The 25,850-nt window shown below is 57.2% G+C and carries 21 protein-coding genes; 9 read left to right on the top strand and 12 right to left on the bottom strand.

Features of this window, described 5'->3' with window-relative positions; all coding sequences use genetic code 11:
- The first annotated feature begins 97 nt into the window (after nt 1-97).
- From GSQ86_RS17760 to GSQ86_RS17770, 3 genes are all read left to right on the top strand, one after another.
- Entirely contained in the window at nt 98-934 is an 837-nt protein-coding gene (locus GSQ86_RS17760; RefSeq protein WP_158751260.1) for an Mrp/NBP35 family ATP-binding protein, read from the top strand.
- Nucleotides 935-1,007: 73 nt separating this feature from the next.
- On the top strand, nt 1,008-1,505 hold the full coding sequence (locus GSQ86_RS17765; RefSeq protein ID WP_158751261.1) for a low affinity iron permease family protein: 498 nt from the start codon (nt 1,008-1,010) through the stop codon (nt 1,503-1,505).
- Between the two features lie 60 nt (nt 1,506-1,565).
- Nucleotides 1,566-3,233 (top strand): beta-xylosidase, encoded by a 1,668-nt coding sequence (locus GSQ86_RS17770; protein ID WP_158751262.1) that lies wholly within the window; start codon nt 1,566-1,568, stop codon nt 3,231-3,233.
- Between the two features lie 122 nt (nt 3,234-3,355).
- On the opposite strand, the gene GSQ86_RS17775 is transcribed toward GSQ86_RS17770, so the two are convergent.
- On the bottom strand, nt 3,356-3,889 hold the full coding sequence (locus GSQ86_RS17775) for an inorganic diphosphatase (RefSeq protein ID WP_158751264.1): 534 nt from the start codon (nt 3,887-3,889) through the stop codon (nt 3,356-3,358).
- Nucleotides 3,890-4,397: 508 nt separating this feature from the next.
- On the opposite strand from GSQ86_RS17775, the gene GSQ86_RS17780 reads away from it, so the two are divergent.
- Both GSQ86_RS17780 and GSQ86_RS17785 read left to right on the top strand, forming a co-directional pair.
- Entirely contained in the window at nt 4,398-5,975 is a 1,578-nt protein-coding gene (locus GSQ86_RS17780; RefSeq protein WP_158751266.1) for a VWA domain-containing protein, read from the top strand.
- A 43-nt stretch (nt 5,976-6,018) separates the two neighbouring features.
- Nucleotides 6,019-6,375, top strand: coding sequence for a nuclear transport factor 2 family protein (locus GSQ86_RS17785; RefSeq protein WP_158751268.1), 357 nt, complete (start codon nt 6,019-6,021; stop codon nt 6,373-6,375).
- Between the two features lie 144 nt (nt 6,376-6,519).
- Here GSQ86_RS17785 and GSQ86_RS17790 read toward each other — a convergent pair whose 3' ends face one another.
- From GSQ86_RS17790 to GSQ86_RS17805, 4 genes are all read right to left on the bottom strand, one after another.
- Entirely contained in the window at nt 6,520-8,064 is a 1,545-nt protein-coding gene (locus GSQ86_RS17790; protein ID WP_158751269.1) for a lytic transglycosylase F, read from the bottom strand.
- Between the two features lie 132 nt (nt 8,065-8,196).
- A complete protein-coding gene (locus GSQ86_RS17795) occupies nt 8,197-10,479 on the bottom strand; it encodes a VWA domain-containing protein (protein WP_158751270.1) in 2,283 nt (760 codons plus the stop codon).
- A gap of 12 nt (nt 10,480-10,491) precedes the next feature.
- Nucleotides 10,492-13,896: a TonB-dependent receptor gene (locus GSQ86_RS17800; protein ID WP_158751271.1), complete on the bottom strand. Its 3,405-nt coding sequence runs from the start codon at nt 13,894-13,896 to the stop codon at nt 10,492-10,494.
- Between the two features lie 25 nt (nt 13,897-13,921).
- On the bottom strand, nt 13,922-14,614 hold the full coding sequence (locus GSQ86_RS17805) for a DUF5666 domain-containing protein (RefSeq protein ID WP_158751273.1): 693 nt from the start codon (nt 14,612-14,614) through the stop codon (nt 13,922-13,924).
- Between the two features lie 165 nt (nt 14,615-14,779).
- Between GSQ86_RS17805 and GSQ86_RS17810 the strand changes: the two genes are divergently transcribed.
- The 3 genes from GSQ86_RS17810 (at nt 14,780) to egtD (ending at nt 17,883) form a co-directional block, all read left to right on the top strand.
- Complete coding sequence (locus tag GSQ86_RS17810; RefSeq protein ID WP_158751275.1) at nt 14,780-15,487, top strand: VIT1/CCC1 transporter family protein; 708 nt, start codon at nt 14,780-14,782, stop codon at nt 15,485-15,487.
- A gap of 137 nt (nt 15,488-15,624) precedes the next feature.
- Nucleotides 15,625-16,884 (top strand): ergothioneine biosynthesis protein EgtB, encoded by a 1,260-nt coding sequence (gene egtB / locus GSQ86_RS17815; RefSeq protein WP_371720673.1) that lies wholly within the window; start codon nt 15,625-15,627, stop codon nt 16,882-16,884.
- Between the two features lie 21 nt (nt 16,885-16,905).
- On the top strand, nt 16,906-17,883 hold the full coding sequence (egtD, locus tag GSQ86_RS17820) for an L-histidine N(alpha)-methyltransferase (protein WP_158751277.1): 978 nt from the start codon (nt 16,906-16,908) through the stop codon (nt 17,881-17,883).
- Nucleotides 17,884-17,905: 22 nt separating this feature from the next.
- On the opposite strand, the gene GSQ86_RS17825 is transcribed toward egtD, so the two are convergent.
- The 5 genes from GSQ86_RS17825 to queC form a co-directional block, all read right to left on the bottom strand.
- Entirely contained in the window at nt 17,906-19,069 is a 1,164-nt protein-coding gene (locus GSQ86_RS17825) for a mechanosensitive ion channel family protein (RefSeq protein ID WP_254062468.1), read from the bottom strand.
- 48 nt (nt 19,070-19,117) lie between these two features.
- Nucleotides 19,118-19,585, bottom strand: a complete 468-nt coding sequence (gene moaC, locus GSQ86_RS17830; RefSeq protein WP_158751279.1) for a cyclic pyranopterin monophosphate synthase MoaC — start codon at nt 19,583-19,585, stop codon at nt 19,118-19,120.
- A gap of 9 nt (nt 19,586-19,594) precedes the next feature.
- Nucleotides 19,595-20,818, bottom strand: coding sequence for a gephyrin-like molybdotransferase Glp (glp, locus tag GSQ86_RS17835; RefSeq protein WP_158751280.1), 1,224 nt, complete (start codon nt 20,816-20,818; stop codon nt 19,595-19,597).
- A gap of 189 nt (nt 20,819-21,007) precedes the next feature.
- Nucleotides 21,008-22,111 (bottom strand): carboxypeptidase regulatory-like domain-containing protein, encoded by a 1,104-nt coding sequence (locus tag GSQ86_RS17840; protein ID WP_158751281.1) that lies wholly within the window; start codon nt 22,109-22,111, stop codon nt 21,008-21,010.
- A gap of 118 nt (nt 22,112-22,229) precedes the next feature.
- Complete coding sequence (gene queC / locus GSQ86_RS17845) at nt 22,230-22,925, bottom strand: 7-cyano-7-deazaguanine synthase QueC (RefSeq protein WP_158751283.1); 696 nt, start codon at nt 22,923-22,925, stop codon at nt 22,230-22,232.
- Nucleotides 22,926-23,109: 184 nt separating this feature from the next.
- On the opposite strand from queC, the gene GSQ86_RS17850 reads away from it, so the two are divergent.
- Nucleotides 23,110-23,595, top strand: coding sequence for a bacterioferritin (locus tag GSQ86_RS17850; protein WP_158751285.1), 486 nt, complete (start codon nt 23,110-23,112; stop codon nt 23,593-23,595).
- A gap of 56 nt (nt 23,596-23,651) precedes the next feature.
- On the opposite strand, the gene trmFO is transcribed toward GSQ86_RS17850, so the two are convergent.
- Nucleotides 23,652-25,007 (bottom strand): methylenetetrahydrofolate--tRNA-(uracil(54)-C(5))-methyltransferase (FADH(2)-oxidizing) TrmFO, encoded by a 1,356-nt coding sequence (gene trmFO / locus GSQ86_RS17855; protein ID WP_158751287.1) that lies wholly within the window; start codon nt 25,005-25,007, stop codon nt 23,652-23,654.
- Nucleotides 25,004-25,495 (bottom strand): GNAT family N-acetyltransferase, encoded by a 492-nt coding sequence (locus tag GSQ86_RS17860; RefSeq protein ID WP_158751289.1) that lies wholly within the window; start codon nt 25,493-25,495, stop codon nt 25,004-25,006. The genes trmFO and GSQ86_RS17860 overlap by 4 nt, the downstream gene beginning before the upstream one ends.
- Nucleotides 25,496-25,850 lie beyond the last annotated feature (355 nt).

Below are 25,850 nucleotides of genomic sequence, written 5' to 3' on the forward strand. Positions count from 1 at the left end.
TGAGACGAAGATTTATGCTGTCCCACCCTTTCGCAAAGTCCGCGAAAGGATGGGGCACCGGCTAACCGCCCTCATTCACAGGTTATAGGGAGTTTTTATGGCACATGGACACGCACCGCAACCACCTGCACCCACACCTTTGCCGGGTGTGGCGAATATCGTCGCTATTGGATCGGGCAAGGGCGGAGTAGGAAAGACGACGCTTGCTGTGAACACCGCAATTGCGCTGGCGAAGCTGGGATATGAAGTTGGCCTGATTGACGCGGATATCTACGGGCCGAACGTTCCGCTGATGATGGGGTCAGGACAGCAGCCGCGAGTGCTGCCGAATAATCAAATTGAACCCAATCTCGCGCACGGGGTGAAGGTGATTTCTGTCGGGCTGATTTCGCCCGGCGACAAGCCGCTGGTGATGCGCGGACCGATGCTGCATCAGATCATTCGGCAGTTTCTGCAGCAGGTAGATTGGGGAGCGCTGGATTTCCTGATTATCGACCTGCCTCCGGGAACGGGCGATGTTGTCATCTCGCTGGTGCAGACGGTTCCGCTGACCGGTGCGGTTGTGGTTTCTACTCCTTCGGATGTGGCGCTGCAGGATGCGCGCAAAGCGCTGGAGATGTTTCATCAGGTGAACGTCGAGGTGTTGGGCATTGTCGAGAACATGAGCCACTTCACTTGTCCGCACTGCCACCAGGAGATCGACATCTTCTCGAAGGGTGGCGCGGAGCGGACGGCGAAGCAGTTCAATATTCCGTTTCTCGGGTCGGTGGAGCTCGATCCGGAGATTCGCCAGGGCGGCGACAAGGGCCTGCCCATTGCGTTACTGGGGGAAGATTCGCCGAAGGCGAAGGCGTTTTACGACGTGGCGAAGCAGGTCGCGGAGCGCGCGGAGGCGCTGTCGGCCAAGGCGGAAAATATTTTCGAGATCAGCTGAGCAATGACGGGCACAGCAACCGGCCGGCAAGCGCGGAGCATCCAAACGAGCACTCGTATCGAGGTGGAGTGCCATGGCAACGGTCATCGAAAAGCCGAAAGGCGGAAGCTTTCAGGCGGCGCGGCGAAACAAGATCGCATCGGCAGCTCCTGAAGTACAGACCCGCATCACGAATGATGCCTTCGGTCGCTTCGCTGCCGTGACATCAGGATGGCTGGGATCGAAGTGGGCCTTTATAGCGGCGGCCCTGGTGATCGTGGTGTGGGCTGTCACCGGGCCGGTCTTTCACTATTCAAACACCTGGCAATTGATCATCAATACCGGCACAACAATCGTGACTTTTTTGATGGTGTTTCTGATTCAGAACACGCAGAACCGGGATGCGCGGGCGATTAACCTGAAGTTGAATGAGCTGATTCGGGCTACGGATAAGGCGCGCGATCAGATGATCGATATTGAAAATCTTTCCGATCTGGAGCTCGACGAGCTTCACGCCAGTTACGAGAAGATCAAGGCGGCATGCGAAGGCCGGAAACAGACGGGCAAGCAGTCCAATCCAAATCAGTTATAGTGCTGCTGTAGCGAGGCAGAGCTGGACCTAGCGTCGCGGAAAGTCTTCCGGAGATTGCGGATGCGTGTCTGGGTTTACCTTGGAGCGTTGTGGCTGGCCGCGTTCTGCGTGGCAGATGGACAGGTGCAGATCCATGTGGATCTGACCCGAACCGAAGGAAAGTTCACTCCCGTCTATAGCTGGTTCGGGTATGACGAGTCGAACTACACGACGACGAAAAATGGACGCGCTTTACTGCGCGAATTGCACGATTTAAGCCCGGTTCCGGTGCATATTCGCGCGCATTTTCTGCTCGCTACGGGCGACGGGAACCCGGAGCTGAAGTGGAGCTCGACGAACGTCTATACCGAGGACGCGCAGGGCCATCCGGTCTACAGCTGGACAATTCTGGATCAGATTTTCGATGCCTATGCAGCGACGGGAGTGCGTCCGATGGTGGAGCTGGGCTTTATGCCGAAGGCGTTGTCGAGCCATCCGGAGCCGTATCACATTCCCTGGCCGACGAAGCCGGGAGATGTGGAGGGATGGTCGTTTCCTCCGAAGGATTATGCGCGCTGGGGCGAGCTAGTCTACCAGGTGGCAGAGCACATGGTGCAACGGTACGGAAAGGATGCGGTCGCGGGCTGGTATTGGGAGGTGTGGAACGAGCCGGATATCTTTTACTGGCATGGCACCGAGGACGAGTACAACAAGCTCTACGACTATGCGGTTGCGGGCGTGAGGAAGGCGATTCCCGAGGCCCGCGTAGGTGGGCCTGCCAGCACTGGGCCGAATCCGAGAAGCCATTCGGCTCAATTTTTAGAAGCATTTCTAACGCATTGTGCCCAAGACAAGAGTGCGGCGACGGGCGGAGCGATTCCGCTGGACTTTATTTCGTTTCATGTGAAGGGAAGCCCGGAGATTGTTCAGGACCATGTGCAAATGGGGCTGAACAAGGAACTGGAGAATGCAGCTACAGGGTTTGCGATTGTGCGGAAGTTTCCGAAATTTGAGAAGCTGCCGGTGATTTTGAGTGAAGCCGATCCGGAGGGATGCGCGGCATGCTCATCGCGCAAGTATCCGCATAATGCTTACCGGAATGGCACGATGTATCCCTCGTACACGGCGGCGGCGATGAAGGAGCTGTTTGCGCTGCAGGATCAATATCAGGTGAACCTGATCAGCATGCTGACGTGGGCCTTTGAGTTCGAAGATCAGCCTTACTTCGACGGCTTTCGCACGCTGGCTACGAATGGCGTTGATAAGCCGGTGATCAATTTCTTTCGCATGGCCGGATTGATGACTGGCGAGCGTGTGCGGGTAGAGAGCAGCGGCAGCGTGGCGCTGGATGACATTTTGAAATCAGGTGTGCGGCAGCAGGCAGACGTAGATGCGCTGGCTACGGCTGGTGATCATGAGGCTGCGGTGATGCTCTGGAACTATCACGACGATGATCTTCCCGGCCCTACGGCTGCGATCGATCTTGCAGTCGAAGGATTTCCGGCTGCTGCCCGGCGGGTGCTGGTGGAGCATTACCGCATCGATGATGCGCACAGCAATGCGTATACGGTATGGAAGGCGATGGGATCGCCGCAGAGTCCTACGCCGGAGCAGTATGCGCGGTTACAGGCGACTGGCGGTTTGCAGTTGCTCGATTCGCCGCAATGGATGGTTCTCGATTCCGGCACAGTAAAGTTGAGTTTTGAGTTGCCGCGGCATGGGGTTTCGCTGGCGCGGTTCAGCTGGTAGAGATACAGGTGTTCGAATGTATCGTCTTCCACCCTTTCGCAAGTGCGCAAAAGGATGGGGCACCCAGGTTCTGTAGAATCCTCACCCTCAAGATCGAGATGTGGGACATCTTAGTGTTTTGTTTATGCGGCTTTGCGAGCTTTCTTGATTAATTGAAAAGCTGCGTCCGCTCCCCTGCATCCGAGCAGTTGATACTTTTTGCCCTCAAGGCTGTGGTAGTGAACGAAGAATTGCTGAAGCTCGTCTATCCATTTTTTTGGCAGATCTTTTATGCGTCTGATATTGGCATACATGTGATTCGCTTCGGCGACGGCAAGTAGTCTGTCGTTTCTGATTCTCTTCTTGCCGTCGATCTGCTCGCCTTCGATCACGCCAATGAGGCGGGAGCGCACGGCGCAGCCGGGAAACGCTGGCTCATCCATTAGCAGAAGGACGTCGATGGGATCGCCATCAGGCGCAAGCGTCTGAGGCAGGAAGCCGAAGTCATAAGGAAAAACCATGCCCGCGGGGAGCACTTTTTTGAGCGAGAAGATGCCTTGATCTGGATCAAACGCAAACTTGTTTCGACTGCCTGCAGGGGTTTCGATGATGACCTGAAGAATGCCATCTTTTTTATCGATGGGCTTGAGGCTTGTTGGGACTGCCAAAGATTTCATTGGTCCACTTTCAGCTGCTCTGCTTCTATCCGCAGCCAGCACTTGTTGGAAGCTGCTTTCGGATTCGGCGTTGTATGTCCAACCGACAGACCAAATTGCGAATATGCCTTTACGAGGAGTTCTACACAGATCGCCGGATCCCCTATTGCGTGGCAGTCGCTGGTTTCGTCGTCGGCTGCTGAGGAGCCGATGGATTCGCGAGTGGAGGCAGACCGGCTGCCTGCCGGAGCTTGTCATAGCCGGGATATGTGAAATTGGGATCGACCTGTTGCTTGAAAAGCTCGGTGGCAGCGACGGACTCCCCTTCAAGGCCGTAGGGATTTTGCTGGTAGATGCCATTGGCGGACGCGGCTGTGACCTAAGGTTTGGTACATGCACGAGCGCGAGATATCTTTCGTATCGCATCTGTTTCTTTCAACATAAACTGTTGAGAGACACCTGGCTGGCAACTTATGATTGCAGCCGTCCGTCAACATTGCTTTGGGTGCCGCATGCTTCAGGAGAGCCGATGATTCTGCGATGGTGTACGTTGGTTCTGGCATCGTTTCTTTGTGCGGCGACATTCTTCCATCTATCGCCATGTCGTGCACAGGCGGAATCGCCATCGCCTTCGGGGCAGACTCCTTTTACCTTTCGCGCTGATACGCACATTGTTCTTACGGATGTAACAGTCACGGATGCGAACGGCAATCCCGTGCACGGTCTGCCGCAGTCCGCGTTTCGCATCCTGGATAACAAACAGCCGCAGGAGATTGCTTCGTTTGAAGAGCATTCTGGTACGCCTGCCGTGAACCTGTTACCTGCGAGCGCTCCCGGCGTTTACAGCAATGACTATCTGCTGCACCTGCCTCCGGTTTTGAATATCGTGGTGATCGATATTGCCAACCTGGATATCTCTTACCAGATGTATTTGAACCTTCAGCTGACGAAGTTTCTGAATGAGCTGCCGGAGGGGCAGCCTCTTGCTATCTATCTGCGCGCGGGCGAAGGCTGTTTTCTGATGCAGAACTTTACTTCGGATCGCAAGCTGCTGCTGGATGCGTTGCATCGAGCGATCCCGCGTTTTGCTCCAAATGGCCGTAGATATCTGACTGAGTTCGATACGTTGCAGCAGATAGCGCTCTCTTTAAGCCAGTTGCCTGGCCGCAAGAATGTTCTCTGGTTTTCCGGTGGTTCCACGCAGTTGGACGCTTCTCTCAGGTCCAATCCGATGCCTCTACAGAATGAATCTGCGTGGCGCGATCTTTATGATCTGCTCGATCAGGATCGCATCGCCATCTATCCGATTGATGCGCGTGGTCTCACCGGCTGCCTTCAATGCTCGACTCTCCATTTTCAATTCATGGCTATGAACGATGTGGCCCAGGCTACGGGCGGTCGTGCTTTCTATAACGACAACGGCTTGAAGGAGGTCGCTCAAAATGTTCTCAGCTCGGACGGCAGCTTTTATACGCTGACTTATTCACCGGCTAATCTGCGATTCGATAACAAGTGGCACAAGATTCACATTGAGGTGAGTGATGCCGCTTACCGCCTCAGCTATCGAAGCGGATACTTTGCGGACGGAAGCCTTCGCAAACCGGAAGAGCCGCCAAAACCGAGAACACGTTTGCTGGCGAATGGGGAGACGTTCAAGGTTTCCGATGCAACGCGAAAGCCGATTGTCTTTCAAGCCGTTGTGCTTCCGGCATCAGATCCATCGATCGCAGATCAGGACAAGCCGTCGGGCTCGCTGCCTCTGCCTGATGCAAAGAAGGGGTCGGTCCCGTTTGCGGTCCGGTATACGGTGCCGATGAGCGCGTTGACCTTAAGACGTGTCGACGGGAGACTGGAGGTTGACGTAGGCGTTGCAGCCGTTGTGCTCAATCGCGAAGGCGGCTTGGCGGCTAGCCATGTTTATAACGTGACCATGGTGCTGAAAGAGGAATCGTATCGGCGCAGCCCAGATCTGCCGATTGTGCTGGACCAGAAACTGAATTTGACGAAGGACGCTCAGTTCCTGAATCTGGGTGTGTGGGATCAGATCAATGGACGATTCGGCAGCATCGAGATTCCGCTGACGGTGCCGAAGCCGCAGAAGCAGTAGTTGTGCACCGTGATTCTTAACCCATTCCAACTGGAGAAAGACAATGACGAGAGGCGCGGCCATGAATCTAGCCAACGATTGGGTAGCGGCGTGGAACGGCCATGATCTGGACGCGATCATGATGCACTATGAAGATGCCGTCGAGTTGACTTCGCCGACTGCTGCTCAGTTGTTGGGGACGTCCGATGGCAAAGTGGTTGGGAAAGAAAACGTGAAAGCTTATTTTCAGCGAGGGTTAGAAGCTTATCCGGAACTAAGTTTTCATCTCGAGGACGTGCTCTGGGGCGTGAACAGCGTGGTGCTCTACTACACGAATCAAAAGGGGACACGCACGGCAGAGTTCATGGAGCTTTCAGCGATGGGGAAAGTGGCTCGCGTGGTGGCGAACTACAACGGCTAGCATGGGTAGGGAATTGCGGTGGCACCCCGGCAAGTTGATCCGCTGCGGTCTTCGACCTTAAGCGGATGAGCCTGCGGCAGCAAGGTACGCCGTCTGCAGACGGCGATTTATTCAGAGGGCTAAAGCCCTCTGCTTCTACCCTTCTTACTTCGGCGCCAGGCCCGTCGCTTTCTGCCGAAGTTGTGACTGCGCCAGCGCGAGCTTGTACGCGACGTAGTACTTGTAGATATTGGAAACGTAGGTGACGGTCTCCTGCCCAATGTCCTGGGCGGCAACCAGTTCCACGTTGCCGAACCAGATGTTGGGATCAAGGCCCATGGTGACCGCCTCTTTGCGCAGCCTCGCGATCCGATTTGGTCCGGCGTTGTAACTGGCAAATACAAATAACGTCTTGTTTAGAGAATCGACCTGCGGGTCATTGAAATAGGTGTCCTCGATGTTGCGCAACATCTTGACGCCAGCGTGAATGTTGCCGTCAGCGTTGCCTACATTCGGTATGCTGATGGGAGAGGCCGCCGCAAATTTTGGGATCACCTGCATGATGCCCACAGCCCCGCTGGGATTCCGTTTGCTCTGGTCCAGCAGAGACTCCTGATAACCCTGGGCCGCAATCATCAGATAATCGAAGCTGTACTCACCCGCATACTTTTGGAAAAGCGCAAGGTTCGTCTGGAATTTCTTCATCTCCGTGCCGGAGGTTGAATTCCTGACCCACTTGGTGTTTTGCAGGTAGCGGCGAAGCAGCGTGTTGCCGAAGGATGTTCCCGTCGCGTGCGTCTGGAGAAATTCGTCGACCAGTTGTTTCAATTGAGGGTTGTTCTTGCGCATGACCCATGCCAACTGTCCTCCACTTGCGATGACCAGGTCAGGATGCGGCTGGATGTGATCGAGCACTTGCGACCAGAGGGCAGCTCGTTCTTTCGTTGTGACCGTCGCCGGGATCAATCCTGCGTTCACCATCTGCACCAGATCGTCGTTCGTCAGGTTTTTGTCGGCGGCCTTGATTAGGATCGGCGTCTTGCCGGCTTTCTGGAGGGTCTCGTTCGCTTTCTGGAGGTTCTCATAATAGTTGGAGAGAGGATTGACGTAGACCTCTTTTCCCCCAAGATCGGCGAGGGTGGAAACCGGGCCGAAGTCTGGTCCTGTGACGATGATCTGGGTTATGTCTGACTGTAACGGTGCCGAGAAGGCAACCCGCTTTTCACGGTCGGGCGTGACCATGATTCCTGAAGCTATCATGTCTCCCATTCCTTGCGTCAGGGCCGCTTCAATCTGGTCCAATCGCACTGGGAGAAATGTGACTTTCACATCGAGCTTGCCTGTTTTCAGTTTTTGGTTGGCAAATTTCTGGAACTCCTCTAATGCCTCGTACATCACACCCCGGGGTTGTCCTTTGTCATAGAAAAAACCGATGGGGTTGAGGATAAGCAGGGCACGAATGTTGCGATTCTTCACCATCTCATCGAGGTCGCCGGTGCGGCGGCCGAAAGCAGTCGGCAACGCTACGCCGGTCGATGGCGCTGGCGGTTCATCGGGTGCGAGTGCTGAGGGAACGGCCGTCTGCTGCTTTGCCTGCTCCGTGGCGGCCTTGGGCTGAGTTTTTTTGCCGCAGGCAATCGGCAGAAGAAGGGCAGACAAACTAATTACGAAGATGAGGGTGTGGCTGGACGAAGTCGAGGTTGTGGACATTCATCTTCTCCTCTGCGACGTGGCAATGAATTAACGCCATCCTCGGTTGGGAGTGTCGAATTATAGGCCGGCCCAGACGGTTCAGCCAAACATCCTGCAAACCCACATCTCAGAATCGCATCCCGATGTCTTTCACTCGCGACCTGAAGTGGATGTGCCTGAGGCTGTTGTTGTTGAAGGTGTCGCGGGTGTTCCTTCGCGGATGAGGAGGGCCATGCGGGGGAAGGTGAAGCTGCCTCCTGCGTCGTCGATGACGTTGACCTGGCAGGTGTAGAGGCCGGGCTTCAGGTCGGTTAATGGGACGTCGAATTGGAAGGCGATCGCGTCGCGTGTGGGCACGTTGAGTTGCGTGGCCTGGATGAGCGGTGTTTCGTAGACCTTCAATCCATTGCTTAGAAATTCGATGCTGGTGAAGACTCGGATCGGGGTGGTAGCTGTGTCCTTGTTTTTGCTTCCTCCCTTTTGTTTTGCCTGCGCGGTGTTCGATCCCAGGTCAGCTTCGCGAACCTGGGGCACCCCGGTTTTTGACTCGCCTGTTGCCTTCGCTGGGTTGTAGACCTCGTAGAGAAAGTAGAGATGCTGGTTCTGGGTGAAGGTGTGGGCGAGGTTGGGAACGATCTGCTGGCCGTCGCGGACGAGCAAACTGTCGGATTTTTTGCCTGCGGGGATGCGCTGGCTGGCGAGCACTACGGAGCTTAGCTTGACTGGAGCTTTGCGCAGGTCGGGTACGTTGATGTCGGTTTCGAAGGAGCCCATGCGTCCGGTTTCGTTTTCACGCACGACGAACTTGAGATGGAACTTTCCTGCGGGCAGGGTGAAGTTGGTCGAATACTGGATGGTGCGCTGGCGTACCTGCTGCGCCTGATCTATGGCGAGCTTGACGGTGTCGCGTGCGTTGCCGATGACGCGGCCTGCGGAGTCTTTGACCTCTCCGATGATGTCAAGCGTGGCCTTGTCGCGGTCGCCTCCTTTTACGAAAGGAATTTGCGAGCCGGGGACGAGGATCGAGATCGGGATGGAGTAGTGGAAGTCGTCGAGGCGGAAATAGAGCGCCTGCAGGTAGACGGCGACATCGGTTGCGGGCAGGTCGCTGGCGAGCTCGTCGCCGAGTTCGCGCTCACGGTCGTCTTTGTTGGAGTGCTTGAAGTCGGCGGGGGCGTAGTAGCCGGGGCGGTATTCGAGCTTCAGGTCGGAGCGGTTGATCTTGATCGACAGGCGACGGTAAGAGCCGTCGCGCCGCGCGTCAGTCGAGCGAAAGCCGATGACGTAGTAGGCCGAAGTGTCCTGCTGCATGCGCTGGAAGGCGGGCGCGAAGTCGTTGGTGTCGAAGAAGGCTTTGCCGCCGGTGTCGGATGAGAGGTTGGCCATAACTTCCTGCGAGTTAAAGTTGGCGTCGAGGTTGTTCTGCAAGGCTGCGCCGTTATAGGCGCTGGTGCCGCGGAGGCTTCCGGTACTCGCGTCGCCTAATGGCGAGATGGCTTCGAGGCCGCGCGCGTCGACCGAATAGATGGCCATGTTGGAGCGCACGGCGGTGTTGATGGCGGAGCGCAGAGAAGCCTGGTTCTCAATGCCGTCGCGCGAGATGCCGCCGGAAAAGTAGAGTAAAGATTTTTTCTCGTTGATGTAGTTAAGCGACTTGGCGATGGCGGCGATGGCGTAGAGCTCACGGTCGGTGTTGATGTCGTTGTATTCACTCTCGTCGGCGGTGTAGGCGGTGGTGTCTTCGACTTGATTGGTGGTGCTGGTAGAGCCGGGAGCGAAGCCCTGAGACTGGTCGCCGGAGTAGCTGTTGACGGCCTTGAGGAGCAGGCTCTTGTCCTGGGTGAAATCCTGATCGAGCGAGAGCGAGCTGTCGAGCGAGGCGACGGCAACGACGTCGGCGGCCTGCATCTGCTTGCTGATGTAGTTGCGGGCGGCATCCTGCGCGCGTTCGATGTCTTCGGGCTGCATGGAGGTGATGTCGAAGAAGAGAACGACGAGGCGGTGGTCGCGGAGCGCGTCGGCGGTGACGACGGGAGACTTGCCGAGAAGAATGGATTTGCCGGTCTTACCGCTGATAGTGGCTTCGTTGAGCGCGGCGGCTTCGTCGACGCTTTCAAAATCGAAGCTGACGATTTGCTGCTGCTTGCCGTTCTCGGTGATGGTGAAGTCCTTTTGCGTGAGGCCTTTTACGACCTGGCCTGTTTTCTTGTCGCGGGCGACAACGTTCGTGAGGACGAGGTCGCTGTTTACCTTCAGGGTGAAGGCCTGGGATTGGTCGTCCTGTTGCGCGTTTGCGGAGATGAATGCGAAGAGTAGGACAAGGACGAGGGTCGCTGACAGACCCAGGTTAGCTCCGCGAACCTGGGGCACCCGGATTTTGCGGCTCCTCTTCACTGCGTTCGGCGTCAGGAGGACATCGTTATGTTTGATCATTGTTCGTGTCTCCTAGAAGCGGTAGCGGGCGAGGAAGGTGAAGGCGCGCATGGATGCGGCGGAATTGACTTGTCCGTATGTGGCCGAGCCGAGTGTGGTGTCGACGCCTGCGTATTGTACGGTATTGAAAACGTTGCTGGCGGTGGCTCGCATTTCGAGGTTGCGCATGTCGCCGAAGCGGATGCTCTTTGAGAGCGAGGCGTTGAAGTCGATAGTGCCGGGGCCGGGAATGAAGTAACGGGGCGCGGTTCCGTAGGTTCCGGCGGGTTGTGCGAAGGCATCTTTGTTAAACCAGTTGCGGATGGTGCCTCCGCCTGCAGTGAGCGATGCTCCGGGAACATAGTCAGGGCGCAGAGAGCCGGCGCTGCCGCGGGCTACATCTTCGACGCTGGCTTCATAGTGCGGCGTGAGCGGCTCGCCGGTGGCAAAGTTGAAGGTTCCGGAGAGCGAGATGTTGGCGAGTGCGTGTGACCAGAAATCGCCGGTGGTGAGCATGTGTGTATCGGGGCCGAAGGGTAGCTCGTAGACGAAGTCGCCTTTGAGGTTGTGGCGGAGATCGAAGCTGGAGTTCGATTCTTCGGCGAGGATGTTCTGCCAGTTTTGCGCGACGATGGTGCTGGTGCCTCCATTGCCGCCGATGGAGCTGGCGTTGTCAATCGAATGCGAGTAGGTGTAGGTCGCACCGACGGCAACACCGCGCTGCATCCGCTTGCGCAGGCGCACGGCGAGGGCGTTGTAATTGGAGAAGGCGATCGAGTCTTCCCAGTCGTAATAGACGCCGCTGAGGGATTCGGTGGCGGATCGACCCGGGGCGCTGACCGCATCAAGGCGCGTGCCTTTCGATCCGTTGTAGCCGACGTTGAGGACGATGCCCATTGGCAGGGTGCGTTGAATGTCGAGGTTCCAGACCTGCACGTAGGGCAGGTGGAAGTCTTTATTGACGGCGTAGTTGCCGATGTCCTGCGGAGCGGGGAAGCCGTTGGCTAATGTGATGTCGGCTCCGGTGGTGGCTTCGTTGGTTTGCACATCGGCAAAGGGCGGCTGGAAGGCGAAGTTCTGCACGAACTTTACATACTGTCCGTTGGCGAAGTTGATGCCGTATCCAGCGCGAACGACCGTATCTTTGATGGCTCGCCATGCGAGGCCGAGGCGCGGGGAAAAATTGTCGCGTTCAGGTTCGATGAGGGTGCGTGGATATTTGCCGGAGTAGGGGCCGACCTGATTCGGCTGCACCGGGGTGACGCTGGCGAAGTTGTTGCCTGCATCGAGATTGACGAGGCGGTCGTCTTTTTCCGAGTAAGGCGAGAAGTATTCGTAGCGCAGTCCGGCCATGATGGTGAGGTTGGGAAGCGCCTGCCAGCTGTCCTGGAAGAAGGCGTCCCAGACGTTTTCGCGGAGATAGGCCTTTTGATATGGAGCCTGCAGCGCGGTCTGCTGCGGGAAGCCGAGGAGCAGATCGGCGAGCGATGAGCCGGTGGCGGCAAGGCCGCCGCTGGTGTTCTCGTTGGTACCTGGCTGCTGGGTATAAAGGCCGGTGAAGTAGAAATTTCCCGTCGAGTTGGCGTTGCCGATCATGTCGAGGTGCACGCGCTTGAAGTCACCACCGAACTTGAAGTTGTTCTTGTGGTGGATCCAGGAACTGGATTCGGCGAGGGAGATGGTCTGGTTGGTGTGGAGATTGGGCTGCTGCTCGTTGAGGCCGGTGAACTGGTTGAGGGTGATGCTGGGCAGGCCGTAGTTGAGCGGGCTGGTGGCACCGCCGAAGATGTTGATGCCGAGCTGCTGGGCTACGTCGGTAGTGTTGGTGAAGTAATTCTGCAGCTCGATGTTGCTGCGGTTCCATCCAGCGGTGAGGCTGTTGGTGAGCTTGCCTTTGCCTGCGACGTATGCCGCCTGCAGCGTGTACTGGTGCATCTGCTGCTTGCCGCCGAGGTCGGGAAAGATGTTCAGCTCGTCAGAGGCGTTGTGGCTGTAGTTGAAATTGGCATTGACGCTCTGATGCCAGGTGTTGCCGCCCTGTCCCATAGCCTGCCGGATCATGCCGATGATGGGCGAGCCGCCTGCACTCGAACCGAAGTTGTGGATGTAGCGCATGCCGACGTTGGTGGTGTTGGTCTGGCTGGTCGAGATGCGCTGGTAATTCTGGAGCGATCCGGGCAGGTTCGCTGTGGGAATGTAGTTGAGAAGCCCGGTGGCTTGCGGCGCAATGCAGGCCGCGGGTATGACGTTATTTACAAACGGCTGGCCGGGTATGTTGCCGTTGGCCGTGCAAGTCGCTCCGCCGGGTGCGCTGGCAGCGGACGGATTGTAGATGATAATTGGCGTGCCATTTTGTGTTGTCAGCGAAGAGAGATCGCCGGTTCTCTCGTCAGCAGTGGGCACAGTTCCGTATTGATTGAATGGCGACGAGGAGTGATTACCCGCGAGGGTGAAGAAGAGGAGGTCGCGGGTATCATGCTCGAGGATTTTAGGAATGTAGGGGGCGCCAATGAAGGTCAGGCCGAAGTGATTGGAGGCGTAGCTGGGCTGATTGAGCGGCGCTCCGCGAACGGAGAATGGCTCGGCGTTGAGCGCGGAGTTGCCGCCATTCCAGAAGATGGCTCCATGAGGCTTGGCGGGATTGAAGTTGCGGAAGTTGCCGCGTCCGCCGAAGCCACGCCCGCCGCCACCCCCTCCTCCGCCGGGACCACCACCAAAACCTCCGGGGCCACCAGCGCCGCCGCCTTGCCCTCCGCGTCCACTATTGCCGCCGGGTGATTGTGAGAGCGACTGGTTGAACTCGTTGTCGTCCATGTTCTGACGCATCTGCTGCATGTCAAGGCCGGCGAAAGGATTGGTGGTTCCGCTTTGCCCGCTGACGGCGACGGATTCGCCGGAGAAGTCAGAGTTATTGGCCAGTGTGGGGAGTTGCGTGTCCGATCCGCTGGTGGCGCCGCCTGCCTGAATGAGTCCAGCTGCTGCACCGAGGAGGCTGAGGTTCTGCGAGCCGCTGCCGGCGTATTGCCGTAGGTTTTGCGTCAGCTGGGTGGTCTGGCTGCTGCCTTCTTCCTGCGTGGCGCGGGACGCCAGCGTGAGGGTGAAGTCGGCCTGCTGGTTGTGCGAGGTAGCGTTGAGCAGTGCTTCTTTTGTGGTTTGGGCGAAGGCGGCGAAGTCGCTGCGGACAACGTAGCGGCCATTCTGCGGGATGGCGAGTGAATAGGCACCAGTAGCGTCGGTAACGGTGCTGTATTTCTTGCCTGTGAGGGTATTGGTGGCGGTGATGCTGACCCCCGGGAGGGGAGTGGTTCCGGATTTGACTGTGCCGTGGATGGTGCCGCCTGTCGTGGATGACGGCGGGACCGGGGGCTGTGGCTGCGTCTGAGCGGAGCATGCTGCGGAAAGGGCCAGCAACAGGCTGAATGTCAGCAATCGGGGCACGGTAAAAATCCTTCTGCTCGTTTGGCTACTGTTGCGGTGCGCTTGTTTGTCCTGACCCGGTTCCCTGCCCACCGGGTCCACCCGGACGGCGGTTAGGATCAAGCACAGTCAGCTCGGAGGCGACGAAATTGCCACTCGGTGATGCACCACGGGCGGAGATAGTGTCGCCGACCTTGATATCGGCCAGCGTAATGCTGTCACGGTGCTTGCGGAAGGACGTATTCTCGTCGACGGTAATGGTCTGTGTCTTTTTATCCGGGCGCTCGACGGTGAGGGTGAGGTCCTTGATGGCAGTGATCTTGCCGGCGGTCCAGGTTTTGCCGAAGTCGGCCTGCATCTGCTTCATGCGCGCGACCTGCTCGGCATCGAGGACGGCTAAAAAGGCGGCGCCGACGGTGTGAGCCTGCTCGTCGACTTCGCCTCCGGTCATGATGACATCGCCGGCGTGGACGTCGGTGGCTTTGATGGGCTGGCGATCTTTCATGATGCGGGTGTTGGGGCCGGTGGCGATCTTGTAGCTGGTGCCGTCTTCGGTCTTGATGGTGAAGCTCCCGCCATCGATGGCGGTAACGGTGCCGTGAACGGCGGACCCCATGCCCATGAAACCGGCGCCCCCACGCGGCCGGCCGGCGCCATCCTGCTGTTGCTGCGCGAACGCGGGCGACAATGTCAGTGAACCTAAAAGCAAAAGCGATGCGATGCGGGAGATGAATTTCATATATTCCTTAGCGTACCAATAGAGGGCAATTGGGGAACCAATCTACTGATGGCTGCCAGATAGACGCAGAATCGGCCGTCCGAGTCTCAGGGTGCCTCATTAGCAAATACGTCGCTGTCAGGCTTTTTGTTCGACGATTCCCCGGTCTGAGGTACACTGCCGGGAATGCCGCAACTAAATGATTCTGTTCACACGGAAACGCATTTTCAATCAAGCGACGTGGTGCGCGATGTAGTGATCGGCATGGCGGACGGGCTGACGGTTCCCTTTGCCCTGGCGGCAGGGCTTTCGGGTGTGGTGTCTTCAACGCACCTGGTGGTGATTGCCGGACTGGCAGAGATTGCGGCGGGATCGATCGCGATGGGCCTGGGCGGATACCTGGCATCGCGCGGCGACTCGGAGCACTATGCCAGCGAGCGCCGCCGCGAGGAAATGGAGATTGTGGAGCGGACGCGCGATGAGGAAGAGGAGATCTACGAAATCTTCGAAGAGTATGGCGTCACACGTCCCGAGAGCGATTCGGTGCTGCAGGCGCTGAAGCGCAATCCCAAAGCGTGGGTGGATTTTATGATGCGCTTCGAGCTGGGCCTCGAGGAGCCGGAGGCGCACAGGGCGCGACAGAGCGCAGCTACGATTGCCTGCTCGTATGTAGTTGGCGGACTGGTGCCGTTGCTTCCTTATATGTTGCTGACCGAGAGCGCCCGGGCGCTGATGTTTTCCGTAGTGCTTACGCTGCTGGCGCTGGTGATTTTTGGCGCGGTGAAAGGACGGCTGACGGGCGCGGGAGCATTACGCAGCGGATTACAGACGGTGTTGATTGGAGGATTGGCGGCGGCCGCGGCGTATGGGCTGGCTCGATTGTTTCGATCCTGATAAGAAGCAGTGATGGTAATTATAAAAAGAAGCGGCGGCTGTTTGGGCGCATCTTTGTTTCCATCGCCGCCAATGTTAGGCTTTGGAGCAACGCGCGGCGGGAAAAGCCCTCTAATGTAGAGGAGGTTTGAGGTATCGTGACGACTGCAGTGGCAACCCCTACCATGACGTCATCGCTGGCACAGCGGTTTTGTAGCCTGCGGCAGCAGAGCGAGCTACTCTGTGCGCCGCTTACACCGGAAGATATGATGGTGCAGTCATGCGCGGAGGCGAGTCCCGCGAAGTGGCACCTGGCACATACGACATGGTTTTTCGAGACGTTTATCCTGCGCGAGCTTGACACGGACTACAAACCCTTCCATCCAGATTTTCTCTGGCTCTTCAACAGCTACTACAACTCAGTATCCGAGCAGCCGGAGAAGAAGCTGCGCGCTTCGTTTTCACGACCCGGTGTGGAGGAGATTCGTGCCTACCGTGAATATGTGAACGAGAATCTGCATAAACGGCTGAAAGTCGGCGTGCCGGAAGCGGTAGAGCAGAAAGTGATTCTCGGACTGCACCATGAGCAGCAGCACCAGGAATTACTGCTGATGGACATCAAGCATGCCTTCTGGACGAATCCGCTGCGTCCTGCGTATCTGCTATTGCCGTTTGAGCAGCTGGGTGGGGATGCGGCAGTCCTGGAATGGCGGGACTATGACGGCGGCCTAGCGGAGATCGGCCATGACGGCGAAGGGTTCTGCTTTGACAACGAATTGCCGCAGCACCGCGTCTATCTGGAGCCGTTTGCTTTGGCTTCACGGACCGTTACGTGCGCGGAGTATCTGGCGTTCATGGAAGATGGCGGCTACCAGCGTGCCGATTTGTGGCTTTCGGAGGGATGGCAGACGGTGCAAGCTGAGGGATGGCGTGCACCGCTTTACTGGCAGCAGGATAAGAAGTCCGGCGATTGGAGCGTCTTTACGCTGCGCGGCGAGGTTCCTCTGAGTGAGCTGGCGCAAACTCCCGTGTGCCATGTGAGCTATTTTGAAGCAGATGCTTTTGCGCACTGGGCAGGAAAACGTCTGCCGACGGAAGCGGAGTGGGAAGTAGCGGCATCACAAGAGAGCGTGAGCGGAAATTTTATGGAAGACGGTGTGCTGCATCCGGTAGCGGGCGACGGCACACAGATGTTTGGAAATGTGTGGGAGTGGACGGCGAGCGCTTATCTGGGATATCCGGGATTTCATGCATTACCCGGGGCGCTGGGTGAGTACAACGGAAAATTCATGTCAAACCAGATGGTGTTGCGCGGCGGGTCGTGCGTAACACCGAGAACCCATATTCGCGCGAGCTACCGGAATTTTTTCTCTCCGGCCACGCGCTGGCAGTTTTCCGGCATTCGTTTAGCCAGTTAGGTTTTCTGAGGAGCGGGACTGATGCATGTACTTTCCTGTCCACACTTGCCGGAGGCGGCGTACACCCCGCTCGGTTCTGAAGTATATCGTGGGTTAACCTCAACTCCAAAGACGCTGAGTCCGTGGCTGTTTTACGACGCCGCAGGCTCGCAGCTTTTTGAACAGATCACAGAATTGCCGGAATATTATCCGACACGCACAGAGCGTTCTATTCTTGCTGCGCACGCAGATGAGATTGTCTCGACAGCAGCGGGTTGCGAGCCGTTGACCATGATCGAGCTGGGCGCCGGCACCGCCACCAAGACCGGTTTGCTGCTAAAGGCTGCGGTGCTGCGCCAGGGTGAGGTGACGTATCACGCGATCGATGTTTCGAGCACCGCGCTCGATGAGGCGAAGCAGCGCATTGAAGCGGAGCTCGAAGGCGTGGCCGTGGTGCCGCGCGTGTGTGATTACACCGAAGGACTGGGACAGATCGATGCTCCGGGACAGCGGCGCATGGTGCTCTATATCGGATCGAGCATCGGAAACTTTGAGCCAGCGGATGCGCTCACCATTCTGCGCGATCTTCGCAAGGATCTGAAGCCGGGAGACAAGCTTCTGCTGGGTGTGGACATGGTGAAGGATACCGAGACACTGATTCTTGCCTACGACGATGCAGCCGGTGTGACGGCGGCCTTCAATAAAAATGTGCTGGCGCGGATTAACCGCGAACTGGGCGCTAATTTTAATCTGAATTTATTTCGTCACGAGGCGCGGTGGAATGAAGAATGCTCCCGCGTGGAGATGCATCTGGAAAGCATGATTGCGCAGCAGGTTTCAATTCCGGCGTTGGAGCTGGAATTGACATTCCAGCGAGGCGAGACCATTCATACCGAAAACAGTTACAAATTCCGCGACGAGAACGTGATCGAGATGCTGGAACGCGCAGATTTTCATCTGAGCGATCACTGGACGGATGAGCGCGAATGGTTTGGGGTGTATCTGGCTACCGCCTGGTAGGTCTCAGCTTCTATTCGGCGCGTTAGGATGGAAGTTCTCTTCTTCTTGAACCAAGATCATCGTAAGGGAGGGGATTACTGTAATTAGCCGTAGCCTCTTCATTTTTGGATATCGCACTGAAGCGGGTGCGCGGGAATGCCTCCGGATAATTTTTCTGGATGAAGTCGATCATCTTCTCGCGCACAAGACAGCGCAGGTCAAATTGTTCGCTGGAGTTGCGGGCGCTTAGCAGACAGCGGATTTCCATGGTGTGTTCAGAGAGATTCGTCACCTGCAGCGAATTCACGCGGCGATCCCACAGCGGAGAAGCTTCGAGTACCCGGGTAAATTCCTCTCGCAGCGCATCTACCGGAACGGAATAATCTACATACAAAAATGCGGTGCCTAGCAGGTCGGAGCTGTTGCGGGTCCAGTTCTGAAAGGGATTCTCGATGAAGTAGCTGAGCGGAACGATGAGCCTTCGCTGGTCCCAGATGGCGACAACCACATACGCCGTAGTGATCTCTTCGATCTTTCCCCATTCGCCCTGAACAATCACCACATCGTCGATGCGGATAGGTTCAGTGAAAGCGATTTGCAATCCTGCTAGCAAATTGGCTGCCGTAGATTTTGCAGCGGTTGCGAGTACAAGGCTGGCGAGTCCCGCGGATGCGAGCAGACCCGCGCCATAGTGCCAGATCTTGGAGTCGTGGAAGAGCGAAAGGATAAGGCCGGCATCGACCAGCAGCAGCAGGGCGATGGCGATGCGCCGCATGAACTGCATCTGCGTACGCATACGGCGGGCACGCAGATTGTCGCTCACGCCGAGGTCGTAGCGCCGTAGCAACAGGTCTTCGACCATGTAGACGCCTGAGACCATGAGCCAGCCCAGCGCAAGAAACCAGACGATACCAAGGACTTTGTGCGTGAGGTCGAGGTAGATGGCTGGAATCGGAACCCAGTGCAGTACAAAGGCGATGGCGGTGAGAACGACGACGAGGCGCGCGGGCCGGCGCAATCTTTCAATAACGGTGAGGAAGAAAGAGCGTTTCTTCAGCTGCTGCTCCTCAGTACGGAAATGATTCAGCAGGCGAAAGAAGATGTCATGCGCGAATAAACTGACAAGAATGGCGATACAAATTGCCGTCACGCCGAGAAGCCATTCCCGGTGATGCACTTCGAGCATGCTGTAAATCGATGCAAACATAAAAGGGATATTAGTAAAGATGCCTGTATCGGTGAGAGGGTTTCTTGATCACCCGATACGCTGGTAGTCGCCGCTCTTGCCGCCCGTCTTTTTTTCGAGGCGAAGCTCGCGGATCACGATGCCTTTATCGAGCGCCTTGCACATGTCGTATATGGTGAGTGCCGCGATGGAAGCGGCGGTAAGAGCTTCCATTTCAACGCCGGTAGGTCCGGTGGTCACGGCTTTGCTGCGAATGGAGATGCCTCCTTCGGCGACGGTGGCTTCGACATCGATGAAAGTGAGCGGCAGTGGATGGCAGAGCGGAATGAGGTCAGAGGTGCGTTTGGCGGCCTGGATTCCCGCAAACCGTGCGACCTCCAGCGGATTGCCCTTGGAATTGTGCGGGAGCGCTGCCAGCACCTCAGCCGAAAGCGCAACGAAAGCAGAAGCCTCAGCTTCGCGGCGGGTTGCAGCCTTCGCGCTGACGTCGACCATCTTTGCTTCGCCTGCTTCGTTGAAATGCGAGAGCTTGCTCATGCAAATAGCCTAAACCAGCAGCACGGAGACGTGTTCTCCGGCAGCCAGATCGCCTGAACTAGCTGGTGCAACGACGAAGCCATTGGCGGCAGCGGTGCTGGCCAGGTCGCCTGACCCCTGCCAGGGTATGACGGTGGCCTCAGGCGCGTCGATTTTGAAATCGATGTGCGCTGGTAAGAAGCGGGTGAGGTTTGGTTTCGCAGTCAGGGAGTGTGAGAGTTTTGCCTGTGCGAATCGTGGGCCATCGGTTTCACTTCCGCTGAGCGCTGCAATGATCGGCTGCGCGAATAAGAGGAACGTCACCATGGTGGAGACGGGATTGCCGGGAAGTCCGAAAAAGTATTGCTGCGGCAGCCGTCCGAAGACAACGGGACGTCCGGGCTGGATTTTCGCTCCGGTGAAGAAAAATTCTGCTCCGAGTGAGAGCAATGCCTGCTCGACGAAATCGTATTTGCCCATGGAGACGCCGCCCGACATGAGCAGGAGGTCGCAACTTGCTGCGCTGCGAATCGCAGCTTCGATTTTTGCTTCATCATCGGGCGCAACGGGCAGGATGACCGGCTCCCCTCCGGCGATTATGACCTGCGCCGCTAATGAGTAACTGTTAGAGTTACGAATCTGGTGCGTGAGCGGTGAGTGGTCGATCGCGACTAGTTCGTCGCCAGTGACGAGGATGGCGATGCGCGGACGCGTGTAGACGGAGATGTTCGCGTAACCGCAGGCTGCGGCCGCGGCGATGTGCGAAGCAGCGAGGCGAGTGCCTGCAGGTACGATGACGCTTTCGGATTTTGCCTCGGCTCCAGCGGGTACGATATTTTCTCCGGTTGCGAGCGCGCGGCCTGCTTCTATCCGCAGCAACTCTTCTTCAACGGCAACGTGTTCGACCATGACGACGCAATCGGCACCTGGAGGAACGGGAGCTCCGGTCATGATTTCTATGGCTTCGCCTGAATTGAGAGCGGGGCCTTGCCAGATCTCTCCGGCGCGCAATTGTCCGATGATGCGAAGGGGCTTTTCAGTTTGAAGATCTTCTGCACGGCAGGCATATCCATCGCGTGTCGAGCGCGGGAAGGGCGGTTGATCGCGGTCGGCAAGGATAGGCATGGCAAGAACGCGGTTGAGAGAAGTGAGCAGTGGAATGGATTCAGTTGTGCGCTTGGCCTGCAACAGAGATCTGGCGTGTTGCCGGATCACATCAGCGGCTTCGTTATAGGTGAGGATGAGATTGCTCACAGTGCGATTCTAGAGCTTTTATTCCAAACCCGGAGAATGTCGTCTGAGCCGCGAAGATCACCCGCCAGTGTCATTTGGGATTCTTCGCCTCCGGCTCAGAATGACAACACGATATTTAAATGGAAAGAAAAGAGACCAAAGAAAAAGAGCGCCGCTCAGAGAACGGCGCTCTTTTGGTGTTTCCTGAAGCTACTTCTTGGGAGCCTTGTAGCTGCTCTTAATGGTTTCACCCATGCCCTGCAGCACACCCTTTACTTCGTTCGAGAACGGACCATTGGGGTCGAGCTCAAGATACTTCTGGTAAGCATCGGCTGTGCCCGGAGGAGCCTGAATCTTTCCGGTTTTCTGATCGACGGTGGCTTTGCTGATCAAAGCCTGTCCCTTCAGGTAATACGGAACAGGCTTGTTGGGATCGGCCGCGATGGCCTTGTCGGCTGCTGCGATGACGCCATCAGTCTGGCCGGCGCGGCTCATGACAATGGCCTCGTTGCCGTAGTACATGGCAGCCTGGCTGGGATTGATCTTTGCAGCGGCCTCATAGGCAGCCTGCGCATCGGGAACCTTGCCCTCATTGGCGAGAACTTCGCCGAGCGCGTTGTTAGCAGCGGCTTGGATTTCAGGATTCGGCTTTTTGCCTGCCGCGTCGAGCTCAACAGATTTCTTCAACGAAGTTTCAGCATCGCTGTTCTTCTTTTGTCCAGCCTGCGCCACACCGAGTTCGAGCCAGAGCACGGCGGCATCGGGCTTCGCCTGGGTGTCCTTCAACATCAGCTGTTCAGCTTCCGCGTAATTCTTGGCCTTGTTGTCGTTGCGTGCCGTGGTGAGATCGGCGTTCAGATTCTTAATGACCGAGTTCTCTTTCATTGCCTCAGAGTTCTTGGCCTTCAGGTCCGCGAGTGCTTTGCGCTGTTCGGGCGAGAGCTTGGAGATGTACTCCGGGCGCGTCAGGTCAAAGTCTTGCGCGGTATCGGCGCCTGCGGCTACCTTTACCTCGGGAAACTGGTCGAGGACCTTGTCCGCCGGTGTGTCGGGCCTGCGCAGCGACTCGGTGTAAGTGCCGGCGGCAACGCCGTCGCCCTTGTAATCACCGTTGGCATCGGAATTGAAGGTATATTTCGCAGTCTTGCCGCCATCGGTGGACAGGGTGACGACGCCGTCGGTAACAGGAATGCCTGCCGGGTCCTGAACGTGGCCGTGGATCTTGCCGGTCTGGTCCTGTGCGAATGCAGGGGTAAGGATTGCTGGCACGGATGCGGCCAGTGCGAGCGCCAGCCAGAACTTCGTCTTTCTCATGTTTTCTCCTCAAGGGCGCGGCAAATTTGCTGGTGGGTGCCGGTCCTTATCTTTACTTAAAAAAATCTTTACTTAAAAAACTTCTGGCTCCGGAACAGGTTCCGGCATTTGCCAGCCTTCAGGATACGTCAGCATATGGGATGCGGTCTTTCGACCCGGCTTCTTCAAAAGCGCGGAGTCGGAGGACACAGCTTTCACACACGCCGCAGGCAACTTCTTCGCCTGAGTAGCATGACCACGTTAAATCCAAGGGCGCGCCCAATTCAAGGCCGAGCGCCACGATCTCCTTCTTCCGCATATGGATGAGCGGAGTGGCAACTTCGATGTCTCCCTCTTTCGTTCCCATGCGAATAAGTTGCTGAAAGGCCTCGTAATAGGCCGGACGGCAGTCCGGATAGCCCGAACTGTCCTGCTCGACGGCGCCAATAAGAATCTTTTTCGCGCCCAGGACCTCCGCCCAACTGACCGCCGCCGAGAGAAAATGTGCGTTGCGGAAAGGGACATAGGTGACCGGGATTTCCGCGCCGATCTGCTCGCCGGCTGGAGCTTCGGGTACGGCGATCGAGGTATCGGTCAGCGCGGAGCCTCCGATACGGCGGAACAGGTCGATTTTCAGGTGTAGGAAGTCTTTGAATCCCAACTTGTTAGCGACGGTGCGGGCGGAGGCCAGCTCTTTGGCTTCAGTACGCTGGCCATAGCTGAAGTGGACGGCATAGGCATCGTAATCGCGCGCGGCCAGGGCAGCGCAGACAGCGGAATCCATGCCTCCGGAGAGGCTGACGACGGCTTTGGCGGGGGGAACGGGCAAGGACATGGTTCTCTCCTTTTATCGTACCGCGGCAGCTCGTCGCGCGTGCGCATCGGGCGTTGAATGGTGTCTACTTTGCTTGAAGGGGCCTTTCGGGAGTAAGACTTGAGAGGGTTGCGATTGTGGCGTTTGCCGCATCAGAGGGATGTAGATATATTTTTTGCTTCACCCAATTAAGAGGAGAAAGAGAATGGCGGATAAGAAAGATAGCGGCACCGGTCTGACACGCGAAGGCCTGATTAAACTTTTGAATGAAGATCTTTCGCGTGAATATCAGGCCATTATTGCTTACGTTGTGTACTCGCAGGTTTTAAAAGGTGCTGCCTACATGAATATCGCGGCCGAGCTGGCGATACATGCTACCGAAGAGCTGCAGCATGCCATCATCCTGTCGAACCAAATCGATTATCTTGGCGGAATGCCCAGCGTGACCCCGAAACCGGTAAAGACGTCAGAGGACGCGAAAGAAATGCTGCGCTTCGATCTCGACAATGAGAATGAAACTATCCGTAACTATCGCGAGCGGGTGCGCCAGTGCGAAGCACTGGGAGAGTATGCGATGGCGGAACAGATTCGCGGAATTTTAGTCCAGGAACAGGACCATCAGATTTCTCTGGCGACCGCGCTGGGGATCGATGTGCCCGATGTGAGCAAGCCGGAAACCAAGGCCAAGTAGGGATACAGCACATTGAGCGGTTGCGTCGGATAAGGTAGATTTTCCTTCGCTCAGAATCACAACATTGCCGGAGTGGCAGCTGAGGCTGGCTGCCACCAGTTATCGAATGCCGCCAAACATCGCTCGCATTGCAGGCGATGACGCTCTTTCTTGTCTCGAATCTTTTTGCGCAGTTCTTCCTCCAATGGAACCAACAGGTCGAACGTGATGTTCGCGGGCTGGAAGCGCTTCGCATCGGCCTTTGTGATGTAGTTTACGAGCGAGCCTAACGCGGTCTCGCGCGGAATCGGTGTAGCGCTTGCGCCTTTGGCGGCTGCGGCTGCGGCTGCGGCTGCGTAGAGCCCGGCGAGCAGGCCGGTGGCGATCGATTCGGTGTAGCCTTCGACGCCGGAGATTTGTCCGGCAAAGTAGATGCTCGGATGGTCGCGCAGGGTCAGCGTATCTGTCAGCACTTGGGGCGCGTTGATGTAGGTGTTGCGGTGAATTTGGCCATAGCGCAGGAATTTTGCGTTTTCGAGGCCGGGAATGAGGCGCATGACGCGGGCCTGCTCCCCAAACTTGAGGTGGTTCTGGAACCCGACCAGGTTGTAAGAATCGGCACGCAGATTTTCGCAGCGTAGCTGGACTACTGCATACGGTGTTTTTCCGGTGCGCGGGTCGCGCAGCCCCACCGGCTTCATGCAGCCGAATCGCAAAGTATCGTAACCGCGACGGGCCAGCTCTTCAATCGGCAGGCATCCTTCGAAGTAGCAGAGCTTCTCCCACTCTTTTTCCTGCACGGTTTCAGCTGTAGTGAGTGCCTGATAAAAGGCGTCGTACTCTTCTTTGGTGAAGGGGCAGTTGATGTAGTCGGCGGTGCCTTTGTCCCAGCGCGCGGCGAAGTAGACGCGATCCATGTTGATGGAGTCGGCTTCGACGATGGGGCTGATGGAGTCGTAGAAAGCAAGATGGTCGCTGCCGGTGAGGCGGGCAATTTCACTCGACAGCGCCGATGAAGTGAGCGGGCCTGAGGCGATGATGGTGATGCCGTCTTCGGGGTCGAGTTGCGTGACCTCTTCGCGGTGAACCGTGATGCGCGGTTCGCGCTCGATAGCTTCATTGATGAGGCGCGAGAACTTTACGCGATCGACCGCAAGAGCTTGTCCGGCGGGGACGGCACTGGCGTCGGCACATTGCAACAGCGGAGAGTTCGCCCGTCGCATTTCCTGTTTCAGCAGCCAGGGCGCGGTGTTTTCGCTTTCAGATTTCAGCGAGTTGGAGCAGACGAGCTCGCCGAAATCGGCTGTCTGGTGCGCGGGCGTTGAGCGCACGGGGCGCATCTCGTACAAATCGACATCGACCCCAGCGCGTGCGGCAACGAGCGCAGCTTCCGGCCCGGCGAGTCCTCCGCCTATCACCCGGATCCGGCTCACGCTGTTACCTCATCTGAATTCGTGGCGAGCGCTTGCAGCGCCTCTCCGGTCATGCGCATGCGACGCCAGTCGCCGTGCATCACGGCTCCGATGGAATGGTAGAAGTCGATGGCTGGCTGGTTCCAGTCGAGTACGTCCCATTGCAGGCGGGCGGACCCGCGTCTTACGGCTGCCGCGGCGACGGCCTGAAGCAATGCCTTGCCGGTGCCCCGTCCGCGAAATTCAGGCTGAACGAACAGGTCTTCGAGATGCAGGCTGGGCCCTTCCCAGGTGGAATAGATCGGGAAGTAGAGCGCAAAGCCCGCAGGCCTGCCGTCTTCTTCGGCAATGAGGCATTCGTAATACGGATTGGCGCCGAAGCCATCGCGCAGCAACTGCTCCTCGGTGATTTTTACCGAGTGCGGCTCGCGCTCATATTCGGCTAGAGCGCGGACAAGCGAGTGCATGAGCGGGATGTCGGCTGGCGTGGCTTGGCGGATGGTGGTCATATTTTTTATTTTATCGGGAAGATGACATTACGGTTTCGATCCCACCCTTGTATGTTGTGATTTGAAGCGTGACGATAGGTTCACGTTTCGGCGGAGAGGCCGCTCCCACCCGAGGCCAGATTTTTTGAGCCTGATGGCGAAGAGAGGCCCCCGCCCCTCTCTTTTTACGCCGTGGAGAATCGGAGGCCTTTAGAGCCTGCATGTTCAAGGGCGGCGCAAAGAGCAAGCCCGTTGACGCGGACAGGGGCGGCAGCCGAGACAGATCGTACTTTCAAGGAGCTTCATGAGCAAGCCGAATCCATCCATGCAGTCCACCGTATTTTGCGGCATTGATGTGAGCGCCGCGACTCTTGCC

Source organism: Acidobacterium sp. S8, assembly GCF_009765985.1.
GTDB lineage: Bacteria > Acidobacteriota > Terriglobia > Terriglobales > Acidobacteriaceae > Alloacidobacterium.